Annotated in this window: 20 protein-coding genes; 13 read left to right on the plus strand and 7 right to left on the minus strand. The window is 61.2% G+C overall.

Annotation, left to right across the window (positions count from 1 at the left end):
- The 3 genes from JJE47_13375 to JJE47_13385 all read right to left on the minus strand — a co-directional run.
- On the minus strand, positions 1 to 1,678 hold a 1,678-nt coding region (locus JJE47_13375), incomplete at its 3' end, for a xanthine dehydrogenase family protein molybdopterin-binding subunit (protein ID MBK5268414.1).
- The gene (locus tag JJE47_13380; GenBank protein ID MBK5268415.1) at positions 1,678 to 2,457 is read right to left on the minus strand and encodes an alpha/beta fold hydrolase; all 780 of its coding nucleotides are present in this window, start codon (positions 2,455 to 2,457) and stop codon (positions 1,678 to 1,680) included. The genes JJE47_13375 and JJE47_13380, both read right to left, overlap by 1 nt.
- On the minus strand, positions 2,447 to 3,793 hold the full coding sequence (locus tag JJE47_13385) for a dihydroorotase family protein (protein ID MBK5268416.1): 1,347 nt from the start codon (positions 3,791 to 3,793) through the stop codon (positions 2,447 to 2,449). Before JJE47_13385 ends, JJE47_13380 begins: the two co-directional genes overlap by 11 nt.
- 75 nt (positions 3,794 to 3,868) lie before the next feature.
- Between JJE47_13385 and JJE47_13390 the strand changes: the two genes are divergently transcribed.
- The 9 genes from JJE47_13390 (at position 3,869) to JJE47_13430 (ending at position 13,063) form a co-directional block, all read left to right on the plus strand.
- Positions 3,869 to 4,864 carry a Gfo/Idh/MocA family oxidoreductase gene (locus JJE47_13390; protein MBK5268417.1) on the plus strand — a complete coding sequence of 332 codons (996 nt, stop codon included), beginning with the start codon at positions 3,869 to 3,871 and terminating at the stop codon, positions 4,862 to 4,864.
- Between the two features lie 2 nt (positions 4,865 to 4,866).
- Positions 4,867 to 5,271 carry a RidA family protein gene (locus JJE47_13395; GenBank protein MBK5268418.1) on the plus strand — a complete coding sequence of 135 codons (405 nt, stop codon included), beginning with the start codon at positions 4,867 to 4,869 and terminating at the stop codon, positions 5,269 to 5,271.
- Between the two features lie 212 nt (positions 5,272 to 5,483).
- Positions 5,484 to 6,503: an alcohol dehydrogenase catalytic domain-containing protein gene (locus JJE47_13400; protein ID MBK5268419.1), complete on the plus strand. Its 1,020-nt coding sequence runs from the start codon at positions 5,484 to 5,486 to the stop codon at positions 6,501 to 6,503.
- Positions 6,500 to 8,140, plus strand: a complete 1,641-nt coding sequence (locus JJE47_13405; GenBank protein ID MBK5268420.1) for an NAD(P)/FAD-dependent oxidoreductase — start codon at positions 6,500 to 6,502, stop codon at positions 8,138 to 8,140. The genes JJE47_13400 and JJE47_13405 overlap by 4 nt, the downstream gene beginning before the upstream one ends.
- A gap of 228 nt (positions 8,141 to 8,368) precedes the next feature.
- Positions 8,369 to 9,232: a branched-chain amino acid ABC transporter permease gene (locus tag JJE47_13410; protein ID MBK5268421.1), complete on the plus strand. Its 864-nt coding sequence runs from the start codon at positions 8,369 to 8,371 to the stop codon at positions 9,230 to 9,232.
- Positions 9,229 to 10,203: a branched-chain amino acid ABC transporter permease gene (locus JJE47_13415; GenBank protein MBK5268422.1), complete on the plus strand. Its 975-nt coding sequence runs from the start codon at positions 9,229 to 9,231 to the stop codon at positions 10,201 to 10,203. Before JJE47_13410 ends, JJE47_13415 begins: the two co-directional genes overlap by 4 nt.
- Before the next feature lie 16 nt (positions 10,204 to 10,219).
- Positions 10,220 to 11,596, plus strand: coding sequence for an ABC transporter substrate-binding protein (locus tag JJE47_13420; GenBank protein MBK5268423.1), 1,377 nt, complete (start codon positions 10,220 to 10,222; stop codon positions 11,594 to 11,596).
- 4 nt (positions 11,597 to 11,600) lie between these two features.
- On the plus strand, positions 11,601 to 12,350 hold the full coding sequence (locus JJE47_13425; GenBank protein MBK5268424.1) for an ABC transporter ATP-binding protein: 750 nt from the start codon (positions 11,601 to 11,603) through the stop codon (positions 12,348 to 12,350).
- A gap of 2 nt (positions 12,351 to 12,352) precedes the next feature.
- A complete protein-coding gene (locus tag JJE47_13430; protein MBK5268425.1) occupies positions 12,353 to 13,063 on the plus strand; it encodes an ABC transporter ATP-binding protein in 711 nt (236 codons plus the stop codon).
- A 37-nt stretch (positions 13,064 to 13,100) separates the two neighbouring features.
- On the opposite strand, the gene JJE47_13435 is transcribed toward JJE47_13430, so the two are convergent.
- Positions 13,101 to 13,757: a metalloregulator ArsR/SmtB family transcription factor gene (locus tag JJE47_13435; GenBank protein MBK5268426.1), complete on the minus strand. Its 657-nt coding sequence runs from the start codon at positions 13,755 to 13,757 to the stop codon at positions 13,101 to 13,103.
- A gap of 59 nt (positions 13,758 to 13,816) precedes the next feature.
- On the opposite strand from JJE47_13435, the gene JJE47_13440 reads away from it, so the two are divergent.
- From JJE47_13440 to JJE47_13455, 4 genes are all read left to right on the plus strand, one after another.
- Complete coding sequence (locus tag JJE47_13440; protein MBK5268427.1) at positions 13,817 to 15,145, plus strand: MBL fold metallo-hydrolase; 1,329 nt, start codon at positions 13,817 to 13,819, stop codon at positions 15,143 to 15,145.
- Positions 15,142 to 16,392, plus strand: a complete 1,251-nt coding sequence (locus JJE47_13445) for an MFS transporter (GenBank protein ID MBK5268428.1) — start codon at positions 15,142 to 15,144, stop codon at positions 16,390 to 16,392. The genes JJE47_13440 and JJE47_13445 overlap by 4 nt, the downstream gene beginning before the upstream one ends.
- 248 nt (positions 16,393 to 16,640) lie before the next feature.
- A complete protein-coding gene (locus JJE47_13450) occupies positions 16,641 to 18,944 on the plus strand; it encodes an aminotransferase class III-fold pyridoxal phosphate-dependent enzyme (GenBank protein ID MBK5268429.1) in 2,304 nt (767 codons plus the stop codon).
- 161 nt (positions 18,945 to 19,105) lie between these two features.
- A complete protein-coding gene (locus tag JJE47_13455) occupies positions 19,106 to 19,717 on the plus strand; it encodes a LysE family transporter (protein MBK5268430.1) in 612 nt (203 codons plus the stop codon).
- A 39-nt stretch (positions 19,718 to 19,756) separates the two neighbouring features.
- Here the strand turns inward: JJE47_13455 and JJE47_13460 are convergent, their stop codons facing one another.
- The 3 genes from JJE47_13460 to JJE47_13470 form a co-directional block, all read right to left on the minus strand.
- Positions 19,757 to 20,038: an SDR family oxidoreductase gene (locus tag JJE47_13460; GenBank protein ID MBK5268431.1), complete on the minus strand. Its 282-nt coding sequence runs from the start codon at positions 20,036 to 20,038 to the stop codon at positions 19,757 to 19,759.
- Positions 20,035 to 20,235, minus strand: a complete 201-nt coding sequence (locus JJE47_13465) for a hypothetical protein (GenBank protein ID MBK5268432.1) — start codon at positions 20,233 to 20,235, stop codon at positions 20,035 to 20,037. Before JJE47_13465 ends, JJE47_13460 begins: the two co-directional genes overlap by 4 nt.
- A gap of 10 nt (positions 20,236 to 20,245) precedes the next feature.
- The coding region (locus JJE47_13470) for a hypothetical protein (GenBank protein ID MBK5268433.1) at positions 20,246 to 20,402 on the minus strand (157 nt) is incomplete at its 5' end.

Raw genomic sequence — 20,402 nt, forward strand, 5'->3', positions numbered from 1 at the left:
GGAACACGCCTCGTTCGATAATGAGATCCTCCGGCGACGCTTCCAGCATCGAGGCGGCCCGCTTCTTGGCCTGGTCGAACACGGCGTGACTGGTTCGCCATACGCCGGAGGCTCCTGCCTGGGCCGACCGGCTACCCACCGAACCGAACCCGTCAGCGACTTCTACCGTGTCACCGGTGATCACCCGGATCTGATCGAGATCCAGATCGAATACCTGACTGGCCACCTGCGCCCACACGGTGTGATGGCCCTGACCGTTGGGAGTCGAGCCGGTTCGCACGACCAGGCTTCCGTCCGCAAGCAACTCGACCTTGGCGTATTCGCCAGACTCGATCGGTCCGCCTGCTCTTTCGACAAACGCTCCGAAGCCGATCCCCAACGGTAGGCCGCCTTCGGCCAGCCGACGGGACCGTTCTTCTCGATACCTCTCCAGATCGAGCAGTTCGATAGCGGTGTCCAGGACTGCGGAATAATCACCACTGTCGTAGAGGGCCCCAGTTCGGGCCCGGTACGGGAACTCCTGGATGAAGTTGATGCGTCGGACCTCAACCGGGTCCATGCCGATCTCAACGGCGTAGGCATCAATAGCCCGCTCGATCGCGTAGGCGGCCTCCGGCCGACCTGCCCCCCGGTAGGGGGCGGTAGCCGCCATATTCGTGACGACCGACCGCAGATCGCGCGAGAACTCCTCGATGTCGTACATTCCCTGGGCAGTGAGCCGACTGTAGAACGGCACCTGGGCGCCGGTGTGAGGGTAGGCACCCAGGTTGGCGACGACATCCATGTGCAGGCGGCGTATCCGTCCGGTCCGGTCGCCGGCCAAGCGCATCGTGTGGGTCATATCGCGACCGTGGGTTCCACAGGACATGGCTTCGCGACTGGTCTGCAACCACCGGACCGGCCGCTGGAGCCGATGGGCTGCCATGATGATGATCGGGTATTCGGGGAAGGGACGCCCCTTCAAACCGAACCCGCCTCCCACGTCGGGTACCACCACTTCGATGTCCAGACCGAGCAGAGAATGCATCTGACGTTTCAGGACGTGGGGCATCTGATGCCCCACGTAGAAAGTGATATCCGGCGCACCACCAGGATCGGCAAGCGCCGTCAGCGGTTCGATGGGGACGACTGCCAGTCGCTGATTGTCAACAGTGATGGTGATCTCAGCTTCATGATCCCAGCCGGCATTTCGATCGCCCTCGTACGAGTGGTGGGCGACGTTTGAGCCAAACTCTTCAAACAGCAGGGTCTCGCCGGCCAGGGCGTCCTCCACAGCGATCACCGCCGGGAGCGGATCGATGTCAACCCAGACCAGTTCAGCTGCGTCGACCGCCTGCAACTCCGACTCGGCGATAACGACCGCCACGGCTTCGCCGACATGGCGGACCCGATCGCCGGCCAGCATCGGACGAAGCATGCCATCGACCGGAACCGGAGCCCCGGCCGCAAAGCCCGGAATGTCGAAGTCTGCGGCGGTGAAGATGGCGACCACTCCCGGCGCAGAGGAGGCTTCGAGGAGATCGATATCAAGAATCTTGCCGTGACTTTCTGGCGACCGAACAAAGGCCGCATGCAACATGCCATCGAAGGTCATGTCGCCGATGTAGCGGCCCTCCCCCCGAATCAAGGCGGGATCTTCGACTCGCTTGACTGATTCGCTGCGATAGTCGTCGGTCATCAGGCAGCCAGAAACGGTTCGATGGCATCGAGGAAACGCTCGGGCGCCTGGAGTTGGGGTCCGTGGGCCACACCGTCAAGTTCGATGTACGTCGAGTTCGGGATCGTGGCGTGAAGAGCCCGACTCAGAGACGGCGGGGTAGCCATGTCCTCGCTTCCGATCACCAGCAGGGTCGGATTGCTGATTGCCGGGACCTCCCGGTCATAGTTCACGTCGTAGATCGCCTGGCAGGCGGTCTGAAATGCTTTCGGATCCGTCCTGAGGAGGACCTCTCGCCGCTCGGCGACCATTTCGGGATGGGCAGCCATGAAATCGGCAGAGAAGATTCGACCGACCGCCATGTCAGCCACTGCCTCCATGCCCCCGTTGGCCACTTTGTCGATCATGATTGGGAAGGCCTGCTTTCCGGCCGGTGGGAGGGATGAACCACAGCCCACCAGGATGAGTTTGTTGACACGATCTCCGTGGCGGACTGCGGTCGCCAGAGCTACGAATCCGCCGAGACCATTTCCGAGAATGGCCGTCGTGGCCGGATCATAATCGCCGGCCTCGAGCAAGCCTCCGATCCGGTCTCCGTACGAATCCATGGTGGGCTCGGCGGGAGCCGATGGTCCGTACCCGGGAAGATCGACGAGCGTCAACCGATATCGGCTGGCCAAACGAGGGGCGACCAGGTCATACACATGGCGGTCCGTCAGGAGGGAATGCAGCAAGATCAGATCGGGGCCCTCCCCGACCTGTTCGATCCCTATCGGTCCGGTGCTGGTTTCAACGATCATCGATTCTCCTTGGGTTTAGAAAGCTACCGCGCCGCTCATCCTGGCCAATCCCGTCTCTCCCGACTTCGACTCCGCCCAGGTACGTGGCCACGACCCGGCCTCGAAACGTTCGCCCTGAATAGGGGCTCCAGCCCGCTTTGGAAATCACGTCCGCGTCGGCAACCGTCCACGAACCGGCGGGATCCACGAGTACCACGTCGGCGTCGGACCCTGGAGCTAGGCGGCCCTTGCGGGGCGCCAGACCGTAGCGATCGGCGGGAGCTGTGGAGTACAAACGAACCACATCCGACATGGCGATCTCACCCCGAGCCGCCGCGTCGATCAGGAAAGCGAGTGTGGTATCTATCCCTGGCAGGCCAAACGGGGCCTCCCAGATACCGCCGGCGGATTTCTGCGCCAGCGTCGACGGCGCATGATCGGTCGAAAAGTGCGAATAGCCGCCTTGGCGGACCTGATCCCACATGGCATGTTGTTCGCCGTCGTTGCGGATTCGGGCAGGAGGCGTGAACTTTCGTAGCGCTCCGTACTCGAGGACTTCGCTCTCATGCAAGGTCATGTACTGCGGGCAGGCTTCGGCAGCAATATCGGCGCCCCGGTTCTGAGCCGCTTCGATCACGGCCAGAACACCCGGATTGGAAACATGGGCGAACGTCGCCTTGGCTCCGGTCGCTTCGGCGAGGACCGAAGCTGCGGCAACCGCCACCAGCTCAGCTTCCCGACTTCGCCATTCATACAGGATCGCCGGATCATCACGACCGGCGTCTTTCAGAAGTCGCTCGGCCTCGGCGGTAATCGATTCGTCCTCACAATGGATGAGGCACCGCCCGCCGACCACGGCTACGGCGGCGAGAGCCGCCAGGAGGTGAGCCCCGTCAAGTGCCGGTACGCCGTGTGTGGTGCAGGTAAACATCTTGAAAAACGCCACCCCGGCCTCCCAAATGGACCCCAACTCGTCGATGCGGTCCGGCCACGTATGGGCTGCCAACGCAAAATCGACGTTGGACCGGCCCTTCAGGTATGCCACCTTGTCATGAAGGTCGGAAGCCGACCGGATCGGGTGCGCATGGGTGTGCTCGATGATCGTCGTGACACCCCTGGCGGCGGCCGCCCGGGTCCCGGTCGGGAAGTCTTCACGCTCCGTCGGGCCCGGATCCATGAGGTGAACGTGGGTGTCAACCATGCCTGGCATGACCAGCAAACCCTCTGCGTCGATGACCTCTCCAACCCCGGCGAGGTTGGGGCCAACTGCGACGATGAGTCCGTCACGAATCGCCACGTCGGCCATGGATTGGCCATCCGCACCGACCACAACTCCACCTTTAATGGTCTGTTCCACGCCTACCCCTTCTGACCGTGTCAATATGACAAGATATATGATCAGGGTTGTACGCGGGTTCCAAAGGAGCGATTAGTGTCTGAAAAAGTGCGATTGGCAAGCATAGGTCTCGGCTGGTGGGGCGGCGTTCTGGCCGATGCGGTGGCTAAAAGCGGCGAAGGCGAGGTCGTCACTTGTTTCGCCCGCACCGCCGAAACCCGCCAGGCATTCGCCGAGGCCCACGGCTTCGCGGCGGCGGATTCGTTGGAATCGATTCTCAGCGACGACAGCATCGATGGGGTCATCATCGCCACGTCCCATCAGAGCCATCTGTCCCTCATCCAGGCTGCCGCCGCAGCCGGCAAGCATGTCTTCATCGAAAAGCCGCTGACCCTGACTCCGGCCGATGGGCGGGCGGCTATCGAAGCAGCCCGGGCGGGCGGCGTACTGTTGCAGACTGGTCATCAGCGCAGGCGGATGACCGCCAACCGGATGATCAAGGCGATGATCGAGGCCGGCGAACTCGGTGATATCGAGATGATTGAAACCCACCAGTCCGTCCCGAACGGCCACAAGATGCCCGATGAGGCATGGCGCTGGAACCCGGACCAGAGTCCTCTGGGAGGGATGACCTCGCTGGGGATTCACAAAATCGACACCATGCAGTACTTCGCCGGTCCAATCAAGGCCGTCTCGGCCTACACCAGGTCAGGGCGTTCCAAACCGATCGACGAGACCACCGTGCTGGCGCTCGAGTTCGAGTCCGGCGCGCTGGGAACGTTGGTCACCTCGTTCTTCACCCCCGTAATGTCAAAGTCTGCCGTGTATGGCACCGGGGGGGCGGCCTACATGGAAGGGGACGGTCGAATGCTTTTCAAACAGGGCATCGCCGATCCAGCCCGCCAGGCAGTTGAGCTCGAGCCGAACGACCCGGTCGCCGACCAGATGGCCGCCTTTGCCCAGGCGATCCGTGGTGAGATCGACGTCGAGACCGACGGCGAGGTAGGACTGGCGGCCGTCACCGTCATGGCCGCGGCCGTCGAAAGCGCCGCCACCGGCCGGTCGGTACTGATAGCCGACCACCGGGTTTGATCGTGCGCCGGATCAACCCGCCCCAGATCGCCGGACCCTTCGCCACGTACGCCCATGGGGTCGAGTTCTCGGGACCGGCGCGCTGGTTGTTTGGGGCCGGACAGACGGGAGTCGCCACAGACGGGTCGACTCCTGTCGATATCAGCGGCCAGGCGGAGCTGGTTTGGGACAACATCCGGGCGGTGCTCGCCGATGCCGATATGGCCATCAGCGACATCGTCCAATTGAACATGCTTCTCATCGACCGGGCGGATGCTCCCGATGCGATGGCCGTCCGCGACGCGGCGTTGGGGGATCATCGCCCTGCATCGACGCTCATGTACATCTCCGGATTGGCGCGGCCGGAGTGGAAGATCGAGATCGACTACATCGCAGCCAAGGAGATCCCGACTAACCCCTCCCCTTGAACGAGTGTGCTTACGAGTTGCACTATCGAGGTTGGATGCACACTCGTTTGCGAACGGACCCGGATCCCGCGAACGAGTGAGCTTACGAGTTGCACTATCGAGGTTGGATGCACACTCGACTTTTCGAGCACCGAATCAAAAGCTCCCAACACCGGTTAGGCGGCTCTGCACGATATAGGATCGAACCCGGTCAGCGACCCGAGGGGATGACATTGCACGGATACCGAGTCGAACGGTGGGGATCCGAACCCGTGTGGGGAGACCTGCCTGATCCGGTTGCCGGTCCTGGCGAGGTACTCATCGACGTCGAGGCCTGCGGCGTCGGGCTCACCGTCCTCAACTGCATCAACGGTGACCTTGACAATTCGCCGGACTTACTCCCGCGGATTCCCGGTCACGAACTGGTCGGCAGGGTCGTCGACGCCGGACCCCGTGCCGATTCCAGCTTGGTCGGAAAACGCGTGGTTGCCTACTTCTATCTGACGTGCGGCACCTGCGCGTCATGTCTGGCAGGACGTGACCCGCAATGCTCGAACCTGGGTGGGTTTGTCGGCGTCCATCGCGACGGTGGATACGCCCCCAAAGTCGCCCTACCCGGCGGCAACGTCATCGTCGTGCCCGAAACACTCGATCCGGTCGCCGCGACGGTCGTCCCCGACGCGGTCGCTACTCCGGTTCACGTCGCCGAACGCGCGGGCATTGGGCCAGGCGACCGGGTGGCGGTCTTCGGAGCAGGCGGTGGGGTCGGAATCCATATGATCCAGGTAGCCCGATTACGGGGAGCTACCGTCGCCGGGTTGGATCTCGCCAAGTTTGATGAGATCGAGAGTCTCGGCGCTCGCCCGGTCGATGCCTCGAACCTCAGCACCGTCAGCAACCTGTTCGATGACGGCCCGCCGACGGTTGTCGTCGATCTCGTTGGGACCGCAGCTACCGCCCGCTGGGCAATCGACCACTTGGCGATGGGTGGCCGTTTGGTCATGCTGGCGACCTTCCCGAACCGGCCCGTACCAATCGAAGCCAGAGAAACGGTGTTCAGGGAACTGTCCATCTTCGGAAGCCGATACAGCTGGAAATCCCAGGTTGCCGAGGCTGCTCGCCTGGTGGCAGACGGAAGTATCAAACCGATCATCAGCGAAGTACGCGGACCCGGAGCCCTTCCCGAGCTCCACGACCTGCTCCGCGCCGGCGAGCTCGTCGGACGCGGAGCACTCGATTGGAGCCTGACATGACCCACGAAATCACCGACATCCGACTGCCCGCCGACGTGGACGGGGTTTTTGTGGGGGGCGGCCACAACGCCCTCGTCTCGGCCGCCTACCTGGCCAAGGCAGGGCAAAAGATCGTCGTCCTCGAAGCGGCCTCCCGCATCGGCGGGGGCACGACCACCGAGTACGCCACGCTCCCACTCTTCAAACACAATCTGCACGCCTACTTCGTTCGTTGGACACCGGACTACGCGGTATGGCGCGATCTTGACCTCGACCGATACGGTGCACGCTCGATATTTCCTCCAGTCCAAAACGCCGTTCCCTTCGACGGCGGTGACCAGGCGCTCCTGACCTACAACGAGACCGGGCGTTCCGTCGCATCGATCGCCGAATTCTCCAAAAAAGATGCCGAGGTGTATGAACGTCTCTACCAAGAGTTCACCGAACTGACCGCCCGCGTCGATACGCCAATGCGGTTCGGTCCCCCTCTCGACCCAGATCAGCAATACGCGGTTCTGTCCAAGTCGAAACTGGGCCGACGCTGGATGGAACTCGACGCCCTGTCTCCCCTCGACCTCGTCCGGGAGTGCTTCGAGTTCGAACCGCTGCGATCGCTCATCCTTTTCAACGTCTCTGTGCGGGGGTACGTCCCCAACCTCGACGTTCCCGGCATCGGATCCATCGTGGCTCTGGCCTTGTCCAACAGCCAGGGCGGAAGACTCATCGAAGGCGGCACGTTCGAAGTTGCCAGGGCGATTGCGGCCGCCGCCATCGACGCCGGCGTGACCGTGGTAACCGACGCCAGAGTCGGGTCCATCGACGTGTCCAACGGACGGGCGACCGGGGTTACGCTGATCGACGGTCGGTCGGTCAAGGCCAGGAAGTTCGTGGCCAGCGCTACCCCCGCTCCCATCACCATGCTCGAACTGGTAGGCGGCGAGCACCTCGACCCATCGCTTCGGGCCGACCTTGCCGGCTACCGATGGCTCGAAGAAGCTCTCTTCGGTGTGCACTGGGCAATGTCTGATCGACCGGTGTTCAAGGCCGAAAAGCTACATCCGAACATGCCACATGCGCTCAATCTGGCCCTCGGCTACGAGTCATCTGACGATCTCGTCGCGCACATGATGGCCATTCGGGCGGAAGAGAACACGCCAGACGGGCCAATTCACGTCTCGATTCCCACCGTACACGATCCCAGCCAGGCACCAGCCAGCCACCACACGACGTTCGGCTGGCACTTCGTCCCCGGCCCGCCCATGCGCGGCAAGTGGGGTAGCGCTGCAATCCAGGATCGCCTCACCGCCATCGCTACGACCTACCGAAAATATGCGCCCAACCTCGACGATGTCACGCTGGCGTTGACTACCCACTCTCCGGATGCGACCGAGGCGAGAGTCATCTCGATGCGGGGCGGCGATCGGCATCACGGCAGTTTTCATCCGGACAACTGGCTGTTCAATCGACCAACGCCGGCTATGCCCGGCTACCGCACACCTATCGACGGCCTGTACCTCTGCGGACCGTCCCAGCATCCCGGCGGAAGTTTCCATGGACAACCCGGATATAACGCTGCCGGGGTGATCGCAGACGATCTGGACCTCGACATTTGGTGGCACCGAACCGACCCGAAACAGGCCCTCACCGAACTGGCGTGACACGGATCTACCACAATCTCTGTGGCGTTTTGGACCCACCCACCGGTCAGATCCTATATCGTGCAAAGTGCGACCAACCGTTGGAGGGGGCGAGTGACAGACATCGGCGCTGAAGTTGAGTTTGACCCGATGGACGCCTTCGCGGCCGAATCCAGGGTAAAGCGCAACCGGACAATCGCCATAAGTATCATCTCGTTCACCCTTCTCATCTGGTGGATTCTGACTCAGATGACCCTCGAGGCGTTCTTTTCGCAGATCTTGAACGGACTCAGCTTCGGGGCGGTCCTTTTTTTCCTTGCCAGCGGCTTCACGCTCATTTTCGGGCTCATGCGGATCACCAATCTCGCCCATGGCGGCTTCTATCTGGTCGGCGGCTACGTCGGCATCACGACGGTACGGGCCACGGGGAGCTTCTGGCTGGCGATCCTCGTGTCGGCGTTGGCCATCATGCTGCTCGGTCTCTTCACGGAGAGGGTCCTTCTCCGACCGATCCGGGGTATGGCCCAGCCCGAAGTACTGCTCACCATCGGTCTCACCTTCATCCTCGGCGACCTGGCCCTGGCCATCTGGGGTGGCGACCCCACGCCCATCCCCAAGCCCTCCTGGCTCAATGGGGCACTCCGGGTTGGTGACTTCGCCTATCCCCGCTACCGATTGTTCGTTATCGCCTGCGCCATCCTCATGGGCGTCTTATTGTTCTGGATCGAGAAGAAAACTCGTTGGGGCGCGATGGTGCGGGCCGGCGTCGACGACCGGGAGATGGTGGCCGCGCTCGGTGTGAACATCAAGGCGGTTTTCACCGGAGCTTTCATGTTCGGAGCCTTCCTGGCCGGTTTCGCCGGCGTCATCGGAGGGGCGTTTCTGACCCTGCTGCCCGGGCAAGATTTCGAGATTCTCCTCTTTGCGTTGGCGGTCGTCATCATCGGTGGGTTGGGCAGTCTGAAAGGGGCCATGCTCGGTGTGATCATCGTTGGGCTAATCGATTCGTTCGGCAAAGCCCTGGTCCCCGAACTGTCCTTTTTCACGCTGTTTGCTCCGATGGCGATCATCCTCATGGTTCGCCCGCAGGGTTTGTTGGGGAAACTCTCATGATCCGACGGATCTCACTGAAAACACGGACGCTGTTGGCGCTCGCCGCAATCGGGCTCGGGCTCGGAGTGGCCGCACCGTACCTCTTCCCAAAGTACATGGTCGGCCTCGTCAGCCTGGCGCTCATCGGAGGTCTGTTCGCTCAAAGCGTGGACCTTTTGGCAGGCTATGTGGGCCTCGTCACCCTCGGCCAGGCTGGCATTTCCGGGGCCGCTGCTTACGGCGTTGGCTATATGGCCTCAAAAGTCGGGGCGGGATTCCCCGCCCAAATCGCCGTCGGATTGCTCGCCGGGATGCTCGCTTCTCTGCTCTTTGGCCTTATGGCGATGCGGTCGAATGACGTCTACTTCATCATGATCACCCTCGCCCAGGGCATGATCGTATGGGGATTATCCATCCGTCTGTACAAGGTCACGGGTGCCGAAAACGGGCTCACCGGGATTCCCCGACCTGAACTCGTCAATCCGTACTGGAAGTACTACTACCTCGTACTCATCGTGGTCGTCGTGTGCTGGATGCTCCTCGGCGTCATTGTCAAGTCACCTTTCGGGACGTCCCTCAAGGGCCTGCGCGAAAGCGAAACCCGCATGCGGATGCTCGGGTACAACACCACTGCCCAGAAACTATATGTGTTCATGCTCGCCGGATTTTTCGCCACGATCGCAGGCATCTTGCTGGTGTACCTCAACGGATTCATCAGTCCATCGTCGGTCGTGCTGTCGGCTTCTGCGATCGGCGTATTGGAAGCAATCCTCGGTGGCGTCGGCACATTGATCGGCCCGATGATCGGCGCCTTTATCATCGTGGCCGTCCAGAACATCGTCAGTATCTATGTCAACCGCTGGCCGACGCTAATGGGCCTGATCTTCGTGGTGGTCGTCCTCTTCGCTCGACGCGGGCTGGTGGGAGCCATCTCGGACGTATGGAACCGACGCCAACGAGAAGTTTCTTTAGAACCTCAATCAACACAATGAGCAACCAGGAGGACGAATGAGAAATACAAAACGGTTACTAGCTTGGCTAGCCGTGTTTGTCATGCTGCTTTCGGCATGTACGGACCCGGGCGCCAGTGATGACACGACCGCCGAACCCACTACCACCCCTACGACCGCCCCAGCAGGTGACACGCCCGACACCACGCCCGACACCACGGCCAGCACCTCAGACACCACGATGTCCGAGTTCGTGTGCGACGAGCCGATCCGGATTGGCGTGCTGCAACCACTAACCGGTGGTCTGGCTGCCTCAGGTACCGACGCCAAGGACGGATTCGAGCTGTACTGGGCGAACCACCCGATGGAAATCGGCGGATGTACGGTCGAATTCCGGGTCGAAGACACGGCCGGCAACCCTGACACCGCCCTTCAGAAGGTCGACGAGCTCGTCGACAATTATGGCGCCGACATCATCGTCGGAGAGCTGCTCGCCAACGTAACGGCAGCCCTTGCGGAGCGTCTCGCCGACAACCCGGACGTCATCATGATGTCGCCCATCGGTTCGGCAGACGATCTGACCCAACGGACCCTGTATCCGAACTTCACCAGAGCTGGTGGCTGGACGTCCAGCCAAACCTCCCATGTCCTTGGACAGTGGGCCTTCGATCAGGGCTACACCAGTGCGGCATCAATCTGCACCGATTACGCCTTCGGCTGGGAAATGTGTGGTGGCTTCACGCAGGTGTTCACCGCGGCCGGCGGAACAATCGACCCGAATGAGCAGCTGTGGAACCCACTCGGTTCGACAGACCTTGGCACCTACGTAACCCAGCTCGACGGATTCAAGCCGGATGCGGTGTTTGTCCTGGAAGTCGGAGCGAGCGTTTCGGACTTCTTCCAGAACTGGTCTGACTTCGGGTTGAAGGATGAAATTCCGGTCCTGGCCGGTGAGGCCACGGCTGATATCTCGAATATTCGCAATGTCCCTTCGGACCAGGTTGAGGGAATGATCTCGTCAGGTCACTGGGCGGAAGGTAGGGACGCCCCGGAGACTCAGGCGTTCGTATCGTTATTCGACGCAGCGACCGGTCGTATCCCGTCCTACTACGCTGCCGCCACCTGGACGGCCGCTCAGTACATCGACGAAACCATCCAAGCCATGTCCGGAGACATGTCGGACAAGGCTGCAGCCCTCGATGTCATGAAGGGACTTGAGCTCGATACGCCATTCGGTCCTTCGAGGCTCGACGACTACGGCAATCCGATCTATAACATCTATATCCGTCAGGTCGTCGTACGCGATGATGGCCGGGTTTGGAATGTGGTGATCGACACCTTCGAAGACATCGATCAGTTCTGGCCGATGACGGCTGATGAATACCTGAAGCAGCCTGTGTATTCCCGTGACTTCCAGGGAAACGCAGGAGGCTAAACGGATGACTACGGCTTCACCGATTCTTCACGTCGACGACGTCACGGTCCGCTTCGGCGGCGTGACGGCTGTCGATGGGGTAAGCCTGCGCGTCGAGCGTGGGAGTCGGTGGGCCGTTATCGGACCGAACGGGGCCGGAAAAACCACCCTGTTCAAAACCATCTCCGGAGAGGTGCGCCCGACAATCGGTCGGGTGCACCTCTTTGGTGCCGACACTTCGCGAGCCCATCCCAACCGGAAGGCGCAACGGGGCCTCGGCCGAACCTATCAAATAACCGAATTGTTCCAGGCACTCACCGTCGAAGAAAACATGGCCATCGCTGCCCAGGCTCGGAGCGCGACCCGCTTCCATTCCTGGAGGCCGTTACGGATCCGCGGTTGGATCGACGACCGCATCACATCGGCATTGGACCAGCTGCACATCTCCGACGAACGATTTACGGTCGTTTCGGAGATGTCACATGGCCAGCAGAGGCAGCTTGAAATTGCCATGGCTCTGGCGACCAAGCCCGAGGTGCTTCTGCTCGACGAGCCCGCCGCCGGACTATCGGCGGCTGAACGTCGCACCATGAAGGAACTCGTGGAAAGGCTACCTCGCGATCTTACGATCGTACTCATCGAGCATGACATGGAGATCGCCCTCGAACTGGTCGAACAGGTCATGGTGCTTGACATTGGCAAGATGATCGCCGAGGGCGACCCGGATGAGATCCGCTCCAACGAGCAGGTCCAAGACGTCTACCTGAAGAGTTGATGATGCTGTCTATTGCGGGTCTATCTTGTTCATACGGCACCGCCTCCATCATCGACAACCTGGATCTCGACCTCGGCGAGGGCGAAGTTCTGTCGGTTCTCGGTCGCAATGGCATGGGCAAGACCACCATGGTCAGTGCCATCGCCGGGATCCGGCCACCGGAGATTCGCTCCGGAAGCATCAAATTTGATGACAAGGAACTCACCAACCAGGCAAGTTTTGAGGTCGCTCGACTCGGCATCGGCCTCGTGCCGCAGGGACGTCACGTCTTCGGCAGCCTGACGGTCGTCGAAAACTTGAATGTAGTTGCTCGCCCGCCCCGGCATTCCGCTGAGCCGTGGACCCTCGAGCGGGTGTTTGATTTTTTTCCAAGGCTGGCCGAACGTACCAACAGCTTTGCTCGCAATCTGTCGGGCGGCGAACAACAGATGCTTGCCATCGGGCGGGCGCTTATGACCAACCCGTCGTTGCTACTTATGGACGAGCCATCCGAGGGCCTCGCCCCCATCGTCCTCGGGGCCATCAGGGATCGCCTCCTTGAGATCAAGGGCTCCGACCTATCGATTCTGCTCGTGGAACAGAATCTGGGGTTGGCGCTATCACTCGCCGATCGGATCGCCATCATGGGTGCCCACGGTCAGATCGTTTGGACCGGTACCCCCGACGAACTCCGGCAAGACGACGAAGCCAAGAAGAACCACCTCGGCGTCTGACGATTCTCCGGGGTTTCGGAGGTCCCTGCAATGGAGGTCATCCGGCCGGGCGTTCCCAATCGTGGTAGCCGTCGTCCATTCGGTAAGCCGTACGCCCGGCGGCCACAAGCAATCGGACCGCCTGGTCGGCATATGAGCAATAACGCCCACGGCAGTAAGCAACGACATCTCCACCGGGAAGACCCGAAAGCAACACTTCGAGCTGGTCGGGGGGGACATTGACCGCGCCGGCGAGGTGCCCCGCTTCGTATTCGACCAGGGGGCGGACGTCGATAACGATGGTGGTGGGATCCTGCATCCGCTGAAGGGCAGCTTCCCTGTCTAGGACCATGATCTCGTTCCGGTCGCCCAGATAGGCCACCACCTTTTCTTCAAGACCATCATGGTGTTCCGCAGCCACCCCCTGCACCGCTCGCCAAAGGTCCCGCACGTGATGAGACGCCAGTCGATATTGGACCTGGCGTCCCTGACGTTCCCCAACGACGAGCCCATCGGTCGCCATCCTCCGGAGATGATGCGACGTGTTTGCCACACTCTGGCCAATGGCCGCCGCGAGATCTTCGACCGTCCGGGGTGCCTGAGCCAAAACATCAACGATCTCAAGACGCCGGCCCGACCCCAACGATGCTGCCACCCGGGCGAACCCGTCGAACAATGCATCTTTGGCAGGCCGAGATCCAATCATGACTGTCATTCAAGCAGATGCTTGAATGAACTATGCTATGTTCAAGCAACCGCTTGAACGGAGTTACCTTGCAAATCACCCCCATTGCCGATCCGGGCCTCGGCAATACTGCGTATCTCGTGGACCTCGGCGACGGGTCCGGCCTGGTAGTCGATCCCGAACGCGATCCCCGACCGTACCTTGAAGCAGCCAAACGGCGTCGCCTCAAAATCAAGCATGTGGTTGAGACTCACCTCCACGCCGACTTTGTCTCTGGGGCACGTGAACTCATAGCCGTAGGAGCCAACTTACTGGCCCCGGCCGCCGCCAATCTTGCGTATCCCCACACGCCGGTCGAGGACGGTACGAATGTGGCGGTGGGTGACCTGCAGGTAACGGTCATTGCAACTCCGGGACACACCCCCGAACATGTCGCCTACCTCCTCAACGACGGAGACCGACCGCTTGCCCTGTTTTCGGGCGGCACACTCATGGAAGGCGGAGTGGCTCGGACTGATCTTGTATCGCCGGCCCTAACAGTCCCGTTGGCCCGAAGCGCTTATCGATCGGTACGACGACTGTTCGACGAGTTACCCGATGAGGTCGAGCTGCACCCAACACACGGAGCAGGTTCATTCTGTTCCGCAGGACCGGCGACCGAAACCGGGGCAAGAACCATTGGGAGTGAGCGACCCCATCACCCGGTTCTACTGGCCAGCAGTGAAGACGAATTCGTCAGCTCTCTGATCGGCGGACTCGGTACCTTCCCTCCTTACTTCCTAACTCTCCGTCCTGTAAACCAGGCCGGTCCAGCTATCTATGGGGTAGAGCTCCCGACACTCAAACCGCTTGACATCGACAGCCTCGACCAGGTACTCGCCGGCGGGGGAACCGTCGTTGATGCCCGATCCATCGCCCAGTTTGGGAAAGGGTACATCCCGGGGTCAATCTCCAACGAGCTCCGCGACCAGTTCGGAACCTGGCTTGGCTGGGTTCTCGAAGCAGACACACCCGTAGTGTTCGTCCTCGACGCCACCCAGGACGAACGAGAACTCGTGCGCCAGGCCCTCAACGTTGGATTCGAAAACCTCTCTGGCCGCATCGACCTCGACGTGTGGATCGCCGCAGACCGCGCCCTGAACTCAATCGACATCGTTGACGCAGCGCACATCGATCCCACCGTTCCGATCCTCGACGTCCGGCAGCAGAACGAATACGAAGCAGGCCATGTCAAAGATGCCATGCATGTAGAACTCGGCGCTCTGACCCTGAAGCCGGCCGAAGAAATACCCCCCGCAGTGGTGCATTGCGGTCACGGCCAACGTGCGATGACCGGCGCCAGCCTCCTTGCCAGGGCAGGGGTCGAGACTCTGGCCGTCACCACAGCTGGACCCGAGGAAATCGCCAGATACCGATGAAACGAGTACAACTCGGAATACGAGCCAACCTGGCTCAGTTTGCGCTGCTGGTCGGTGTAAATGCCCTGGTAGGTGGGATGCTCGGCCAGGAGCGCACCGTGCTCCCCTTGCTGGCCAAGTCGGAGTTCGGTTTGAGCGGATTCACGACGGCTCTAACATTCATCGTGGCGTTCGGTCTCGTCAAGGCAGCCACCAACTTCTTTGCGGGAACCTGGTCAGATCGGTTCGGGCGAAAACCTGTGCTGATCGCTGGATGGCTCATCGGCCTGCCCATCCCGTTTCTGTTGATGTGGGCACCAACCTGGGGTTGGGTCATTGCCGCCAACGTTCTCCTCGGTATGAACCAGGGACTGTCGTGGTCGGCGACGGTGATCATGAAGATCGACCTGGCCGGCCCTCAACGTCGAGGCCTGGCCATGGGCATCAACGAAGCTGCCGGCTACCTGGCGGTGTCCGCCGCAGCTTTGGCAACCGGCTATATCGCCGCCAACACCGGCCTCCGCCCGGAGCCGTTCTACCTCGGCGTGGTGTTCGCAGCACTCGGTTTGGGTCTATCCGTATTTGCAGTCCGCGAAACACACACCCACGTCAAACACGAAGCCGCCAATCACACCGGCACGGCCAACTCGCAGATGTCAACCAGAGACGTGTTCATCGAAACCAGCTTCCGGGACCGTTCGTTGTCGGCGGTCAGCCAAGCAGGCCTGGTCAACAACCTGAACGATGGAATGGCCTGGGGGCTACTCCCTATTTTCTATGCCAGCGCCGGGCTATCGATTTCCCAGATCGGCATTCTGGCTGCAGTGTATCCAGCCGTGTGGGGACTCGGACAGCTAGTCACCGGTGGGATGAGCGACCGGTACGGGCGAAAGTGGATGATCGCCGGAGGCATGGGATTACAGGGAGTCGCCATCGCCGGTATCGCCATCGGTTCGTCGTTCGGGGCCTGGATCATCACAGGGCTGATCCTGGGAATCGGAACCGCCCTCGTGTATCCCACATTGTTGGCGGCAGTTGGAGATGTGGCCCATCCGAGCTGGCGAGCGTCGGCAGTGGGCTCCTATAGGTTATGGCGTGACGCAGGTTTTGCCGTTGGAGCGTTCCTGACCGGGATCGTCGCCGACGCCACCAACGCAAGAACCGCCATCGGCGCAGTAGCGGTACTTACCGTGGTGTCCGGACTGGTCGTCGTTGGGCGTATGAAGGAAACCCACCCTCGTTTGGTTCACTCACCCCCGTCCAGTTGAAGCTCATCGCATTCCATGCCGACCACGAGATGCCTGGCTATCGATATTCAACCCGGATGTTGCTCCGAATCTGCCCAGCCGTCCGTGGCGGACTCGCTGTCAAATATTTCCTGGATCGGACCCCAAAACAGTCGGCCAAGTTTTGACTGCCAGCGGGAGACTTGAGGCGTACGGTCCCGTCGAAAAAGCGGAAAGCGGGGCCCACCGAGGCGGCTAACGTCCTGGCGAACCGAAAGAAGAGTCGCCGCGTGAAATTTATGGATCGCAACCCGCCGGAACTATCACTCGATCTGCTCGCCGAAGTGCTGTTGGAATCCTACGGGCTAAACGGACAACTGACCGGCCTCGACAGCGAGCGCGACCAGAATGCCCGGGTCGACACCTCCGAAGGCACCTATGTCTTGAAGGTGTGCAATGTGGACGAACATCCCGGGGTGATCGACCTCCAGATCAAGGCGCTTCACCACATCGCCCGGCGCGATCCGGGCTTGCCAGTACCCCGAGCCCTCCCGACTCTCGACGGCCGCGATACCGCGGTACTCCAAGATGCCGACGGCACGGGCTACACCGTCCGACTTATGTCCTTTGTGGCAGGCGACATGATCCGGACCCATCGGGAACTCGACACGCCTGCCATGCGCAGAAGTAGCGGTTCGATGCTCGCCAGACTCGATCTGGCATTGCGAGGGTTCTTTCATTCCGCCGCCGACCAGGAGCATCCGTGGGCCATGACTCACATGCCCAAACTATTGGCATACACCAAGCATATTTCAGATCCCGGGCCCCGCCGCACCGTCGAGGGGATCCTCGAGAGGATGCGCGAAGAAACGCTCCCCAGGACCGCCCGCATGCGTCATCAGGTCGTCCATCAGGACGCCCACACCGGAAACCTGGTTATCGATCCGGCTCGCCCCACTGACATCGCGGGCATCATCGACTTTGGCGACATCGTCTACGCCCCGCTGATCATGGAACTGGCTGTCGCCATTGACCTCACCGGACGCCCGTCGCTCGCACCCGAGGGTTTGTTTGATGTGGCGGTTGGCTACGACGCGGTGCTTCCACTCGAGGAAGATGAAGTTGATGTGCTGATTGACCTCGTTCTTGGTCGCATGGCGATGACGAGCGCCATCGTGGCCGGCCGCAAAGCTCTTTGGCCCGATGTCCCGGCCTATTTCGATCACGAAGAGCAGATGTGGTCGCAGCTGGAACGGGTCAATTCCGCCGCTTCTGATCTGAGAATCGGCCTGCGAAGGGCCCTCCGGTTTCCAATGCCGATCGATGGGAGTATCGACAGCATTCAGTTACGGGCCGATCGTGAGAGAGTGATGGGCGAGCGGTCGCCACACTTCTACAAGAAGACTCTCCACCTGGAGCGTGGCAAGGGCGTCTGGCTATACGGAGCTGACGGCCGCCAGTACCTCGACTTCTACAACAATGTTCCGACCGTCGGCCATTCCCATCCCCACGTCGTCAAGGCCGTTTCCCGCCAGTTGGCGGCCCTCAACACCCACACCCGCTACCTCTACAACAACGCCGTGGAGTATGCCGACCGTCTGACCGCCACGGTTGCCGATCATCTCGATGTGTGTCTGTTCGTGAACTCCGGTTCAGAAGCCAACGACGTTGCCTGGCAGATCAGTCAGGTGGTGACCGGGAACGCCGGATTGTTGGTGATGCACAACGCCTATCACGGCATCACCCAGGCCGGCATCGACATGACACCCGCCAAGGGACTCGAACCTGCCAGACACGTCGAGGAGATCCCGGCTCCCGACGACTACCGCCGTGCCGTCACCACGCCAGCCGAGGCGATTTCAGACACAGAAAACGCCATCGACCAACTTCGCATCCGGGGGATTGACCTGGCAGCCTTCATCGTTGATTCGGCGATGTGTTCCAGCGGCATCCCTGACGTGCCAGATGGATTCCTCGGCGCCATCGCATCCACTGTCCACGCCGCCGGAGGACTCGTAATAGCCGACGAGGTGCAGTCGGGGTTCGGAAGGCTGGGCGCTATGTGGGGCCATGAACTTCTCGGGATGCGACCCGACATCGTCACGCTCGGCAAACCGGTCGGAAACGGTCATCCGCTCGGGGTGGTGATTACGAGTCGGGCCATTCTTGACGAGTTCCAGGCACAAGTGCGCCTGTTCTCGACGTTCGGGGGCAACCCCGTGTCATGTGCGGCAGGACTGGCGGTGCTCGATGTCATACAGCGAGAAGACCTCATCACAAACTCTCGCACCACCGGCAACTACCTGCGCGAGCGGCTGAGAGAACTTGCCGAGACTCAACCTCTCATCGGCGACGTGAGAGGTAGGGGATTGTTGGCGGGCCTCGAACTCGTCACCGATCGGGAGACCAAGGCACCAGCCACCGCCCAAACCCGGGAGCTACTCGAGCTCATGCGCGAGAACGGCGCGCTGGTCGGGAAGGATGGCGAACATGCCCACATCCTCAAGCTGCGCCCTCCCCTCGTCACCACCCGCCAACATGTCGACGTATTCGTCGATATTCTCGCCCGGTCCCTAGCCGAAGTGTCCACCTAGGTCGTCGCGATCTCGAGAAATCGACTGAAGATCTCCGAAAGCCGGGCACGATACAGGTGATCCAACCTTCACGGTGACCGGTCACCGAATGGCGTGCCGATTGAAAACAGGTTCGGAGTTCGGCGGGTTCTGGTTGCCCGTGGCGTACCATGCCAGTCGCTATGGAAGCCTTCATGACGGGGGTGGTGGCAGGATTCGGGATTGCGATTCCGGTCGGAGCCATTGCCATTCTCATTCTTCAGACCGGAATCCGGCAGGGGTTCCGAAGTTCATTCGTGGCTGGTGCCGGCGCAGCCACCGCCGATCTGATCTATGCCAGTCTGGCCGTGGTCGGAGGCGCCGCGCTCAGCGGACTGGTCGATACCTGGGATGAGCCGTTGCGGATCGTCAGCGCCATCGTCCTCATCGTGATCGCCGGCGTAGGCCTTCGCACCCTTCGCCAGAATGCTGAACCGGTTGCCATCCCGCCGTCGCAACGGCGCAGCTTGACCGGCACCTATGCCAGATTCCTGGCCTTCACCATCGTGAATCCGGCCACGGTGATGTACTTCGCCGCGGTCATCATCGGTCTCGGAATCGCCAACGATCTGACCCCCACCGAAGGCTCCCTCTTCGTAGCCGGGGCATTCTCCGCGTCGCTCACCTGGCAAAGTCTGCTCGCCGGACTCGGATCATTTGCAGGCAAACGCCTCAGCCACCGCATACAAACGATCGCCATTGCAACAGGGAACCTCGTCATCCTTGCCTTGGCCATGGCCATTCTGTTTCGTTGACCGGCCAACCATGCACCAAAGACCACACCGACCTGCCGATCAATGGATCGTGTAGCCACCTTCAATCGGTATGTTGGTTCCGGTTATGTGTTGGCTGGCGTCCGATGCCAGGAAGAGAGCCAGACCAGCAATCTCCTCTGGTTGAGCAGCTCGTCCCTGGGGGATGGCCGACACGATCCTCGACAAAGACGCTTGGCGAGCTTCCACGGTGAGATGCCCGGAGCCGAGCATGGGCGTATTCGTCGCGCCAGGACATATGGCGTTGATACGGATGCCATCCGCGGCGTGATCAAGCGCCATCGCTCTGGTCAGATTCGTCACCGCAACTTTGGATGCGGAGTAGGCGCCCCATTCACCGACCCCACCAGCCCGACGGTTGAGCTGATGTTGATAATCGACCCGCCACCACCCTCACGCATCGGATTGTGTTTCGGGCGGGGAACCCCAAAAACTCGCCGTTCACCGAACGAGGCGAGCGATGGCTCAGTAATCGTCGGTCGCCCATGGGTCTTGATCATGCCGTGGCCTCTAGGACGGGTCGACGGCGACCTGGTCGATGATGCCGACGACCATCGCCCGGATGGGGCCGCTGGACACTTCCATGATCTGACGGGCGCCGGTACCTTCGTCGAGGATGAGTACCGTTTCGCCGGGTGCGGCGCTGACGACGTCGACGGCAATGACA

It is taken from the genome of Acidimicrobiia bacterium, assembly GCA_016650365.1.
Classification (GTDB): domain Bacteria; phylum Actinomycetota; class Acidimicrobiia; order Spongiisociales; family JAENVV01; genus JAENVV01.

Coding starts and splice junctions, on each gene's coding strand:
- JJE47_13380 (MBK5268415.1), bottom strand. CDS start 2,457: ATGATCGTTGAAACCAGCACCGGACCGATAGGGATCGAACAGGTCGGG.
- JJE47_13405 (MBK5268420.1), top strand. CDS start 6,500: ATGACCCACGAAATCACCGACATCCGACTGCCCGCCGACGTGGACGGG.
- JJE47_13410 (MBK5268421.1), top strand. CDS start 8,369: ATGACCCTCGAGGCGTTCTTTTCGCAGATCTTGAACGGACTCAGCTTC.
- JJE47_13415 (MBK5268422.1), top strand. CDS start 9,229: ATGATCCGACGGATCTCACTGAAAACACGGACGCTGTTGGCGCTCGCC.
- JJE47_13420 (MBK5268423.1), top strand. CDS start 10,220: ATGAGAAATACAAAACGGTTACTAGCTTGGCTAGCCGTGTTTGTCATG.
- JJE47_13425 (MBK5268424.1), top strand. CDS start 11,601: ATGACTACGGCTTCACCGATTCTTCACGTCGACGACGTCACGGTCCGC.
- JJE47_13430 (MBK5268425.1), top strand. CDS start 12,353: ATGCTGTCTATTGCGGGTCTATCTTGTTCATACGGCACCGCCTCCATC.
- JJE47_13435 (MBK5268426.1), bottom strand. CDS start 13,757: ATGACAGTCATGATTGGATCTCGGCCTGCCAAAGATGCATTGTTCGAC.
- JJE47_13445 (MBK5268428.1), top strand. CDS start 15,142: ATGAAACGAGTACAACTCGGAATACGAGCCAACCTGGCTCAGTTTGCG.
- JJE47_13455 (MBK5268430.1), top strand. CDS start 19,106: ATGGAAGCCTTCATGACGGGGGTGGTGGCAGGATTCGGGATTGCGATT.
- JJE47_13465 (MBK5268432.1), bottom strand. CDS start 20,235: ATGATCAAGACCCATGGGCGACCGACGATTACTGAGCCATCGCTCGCC.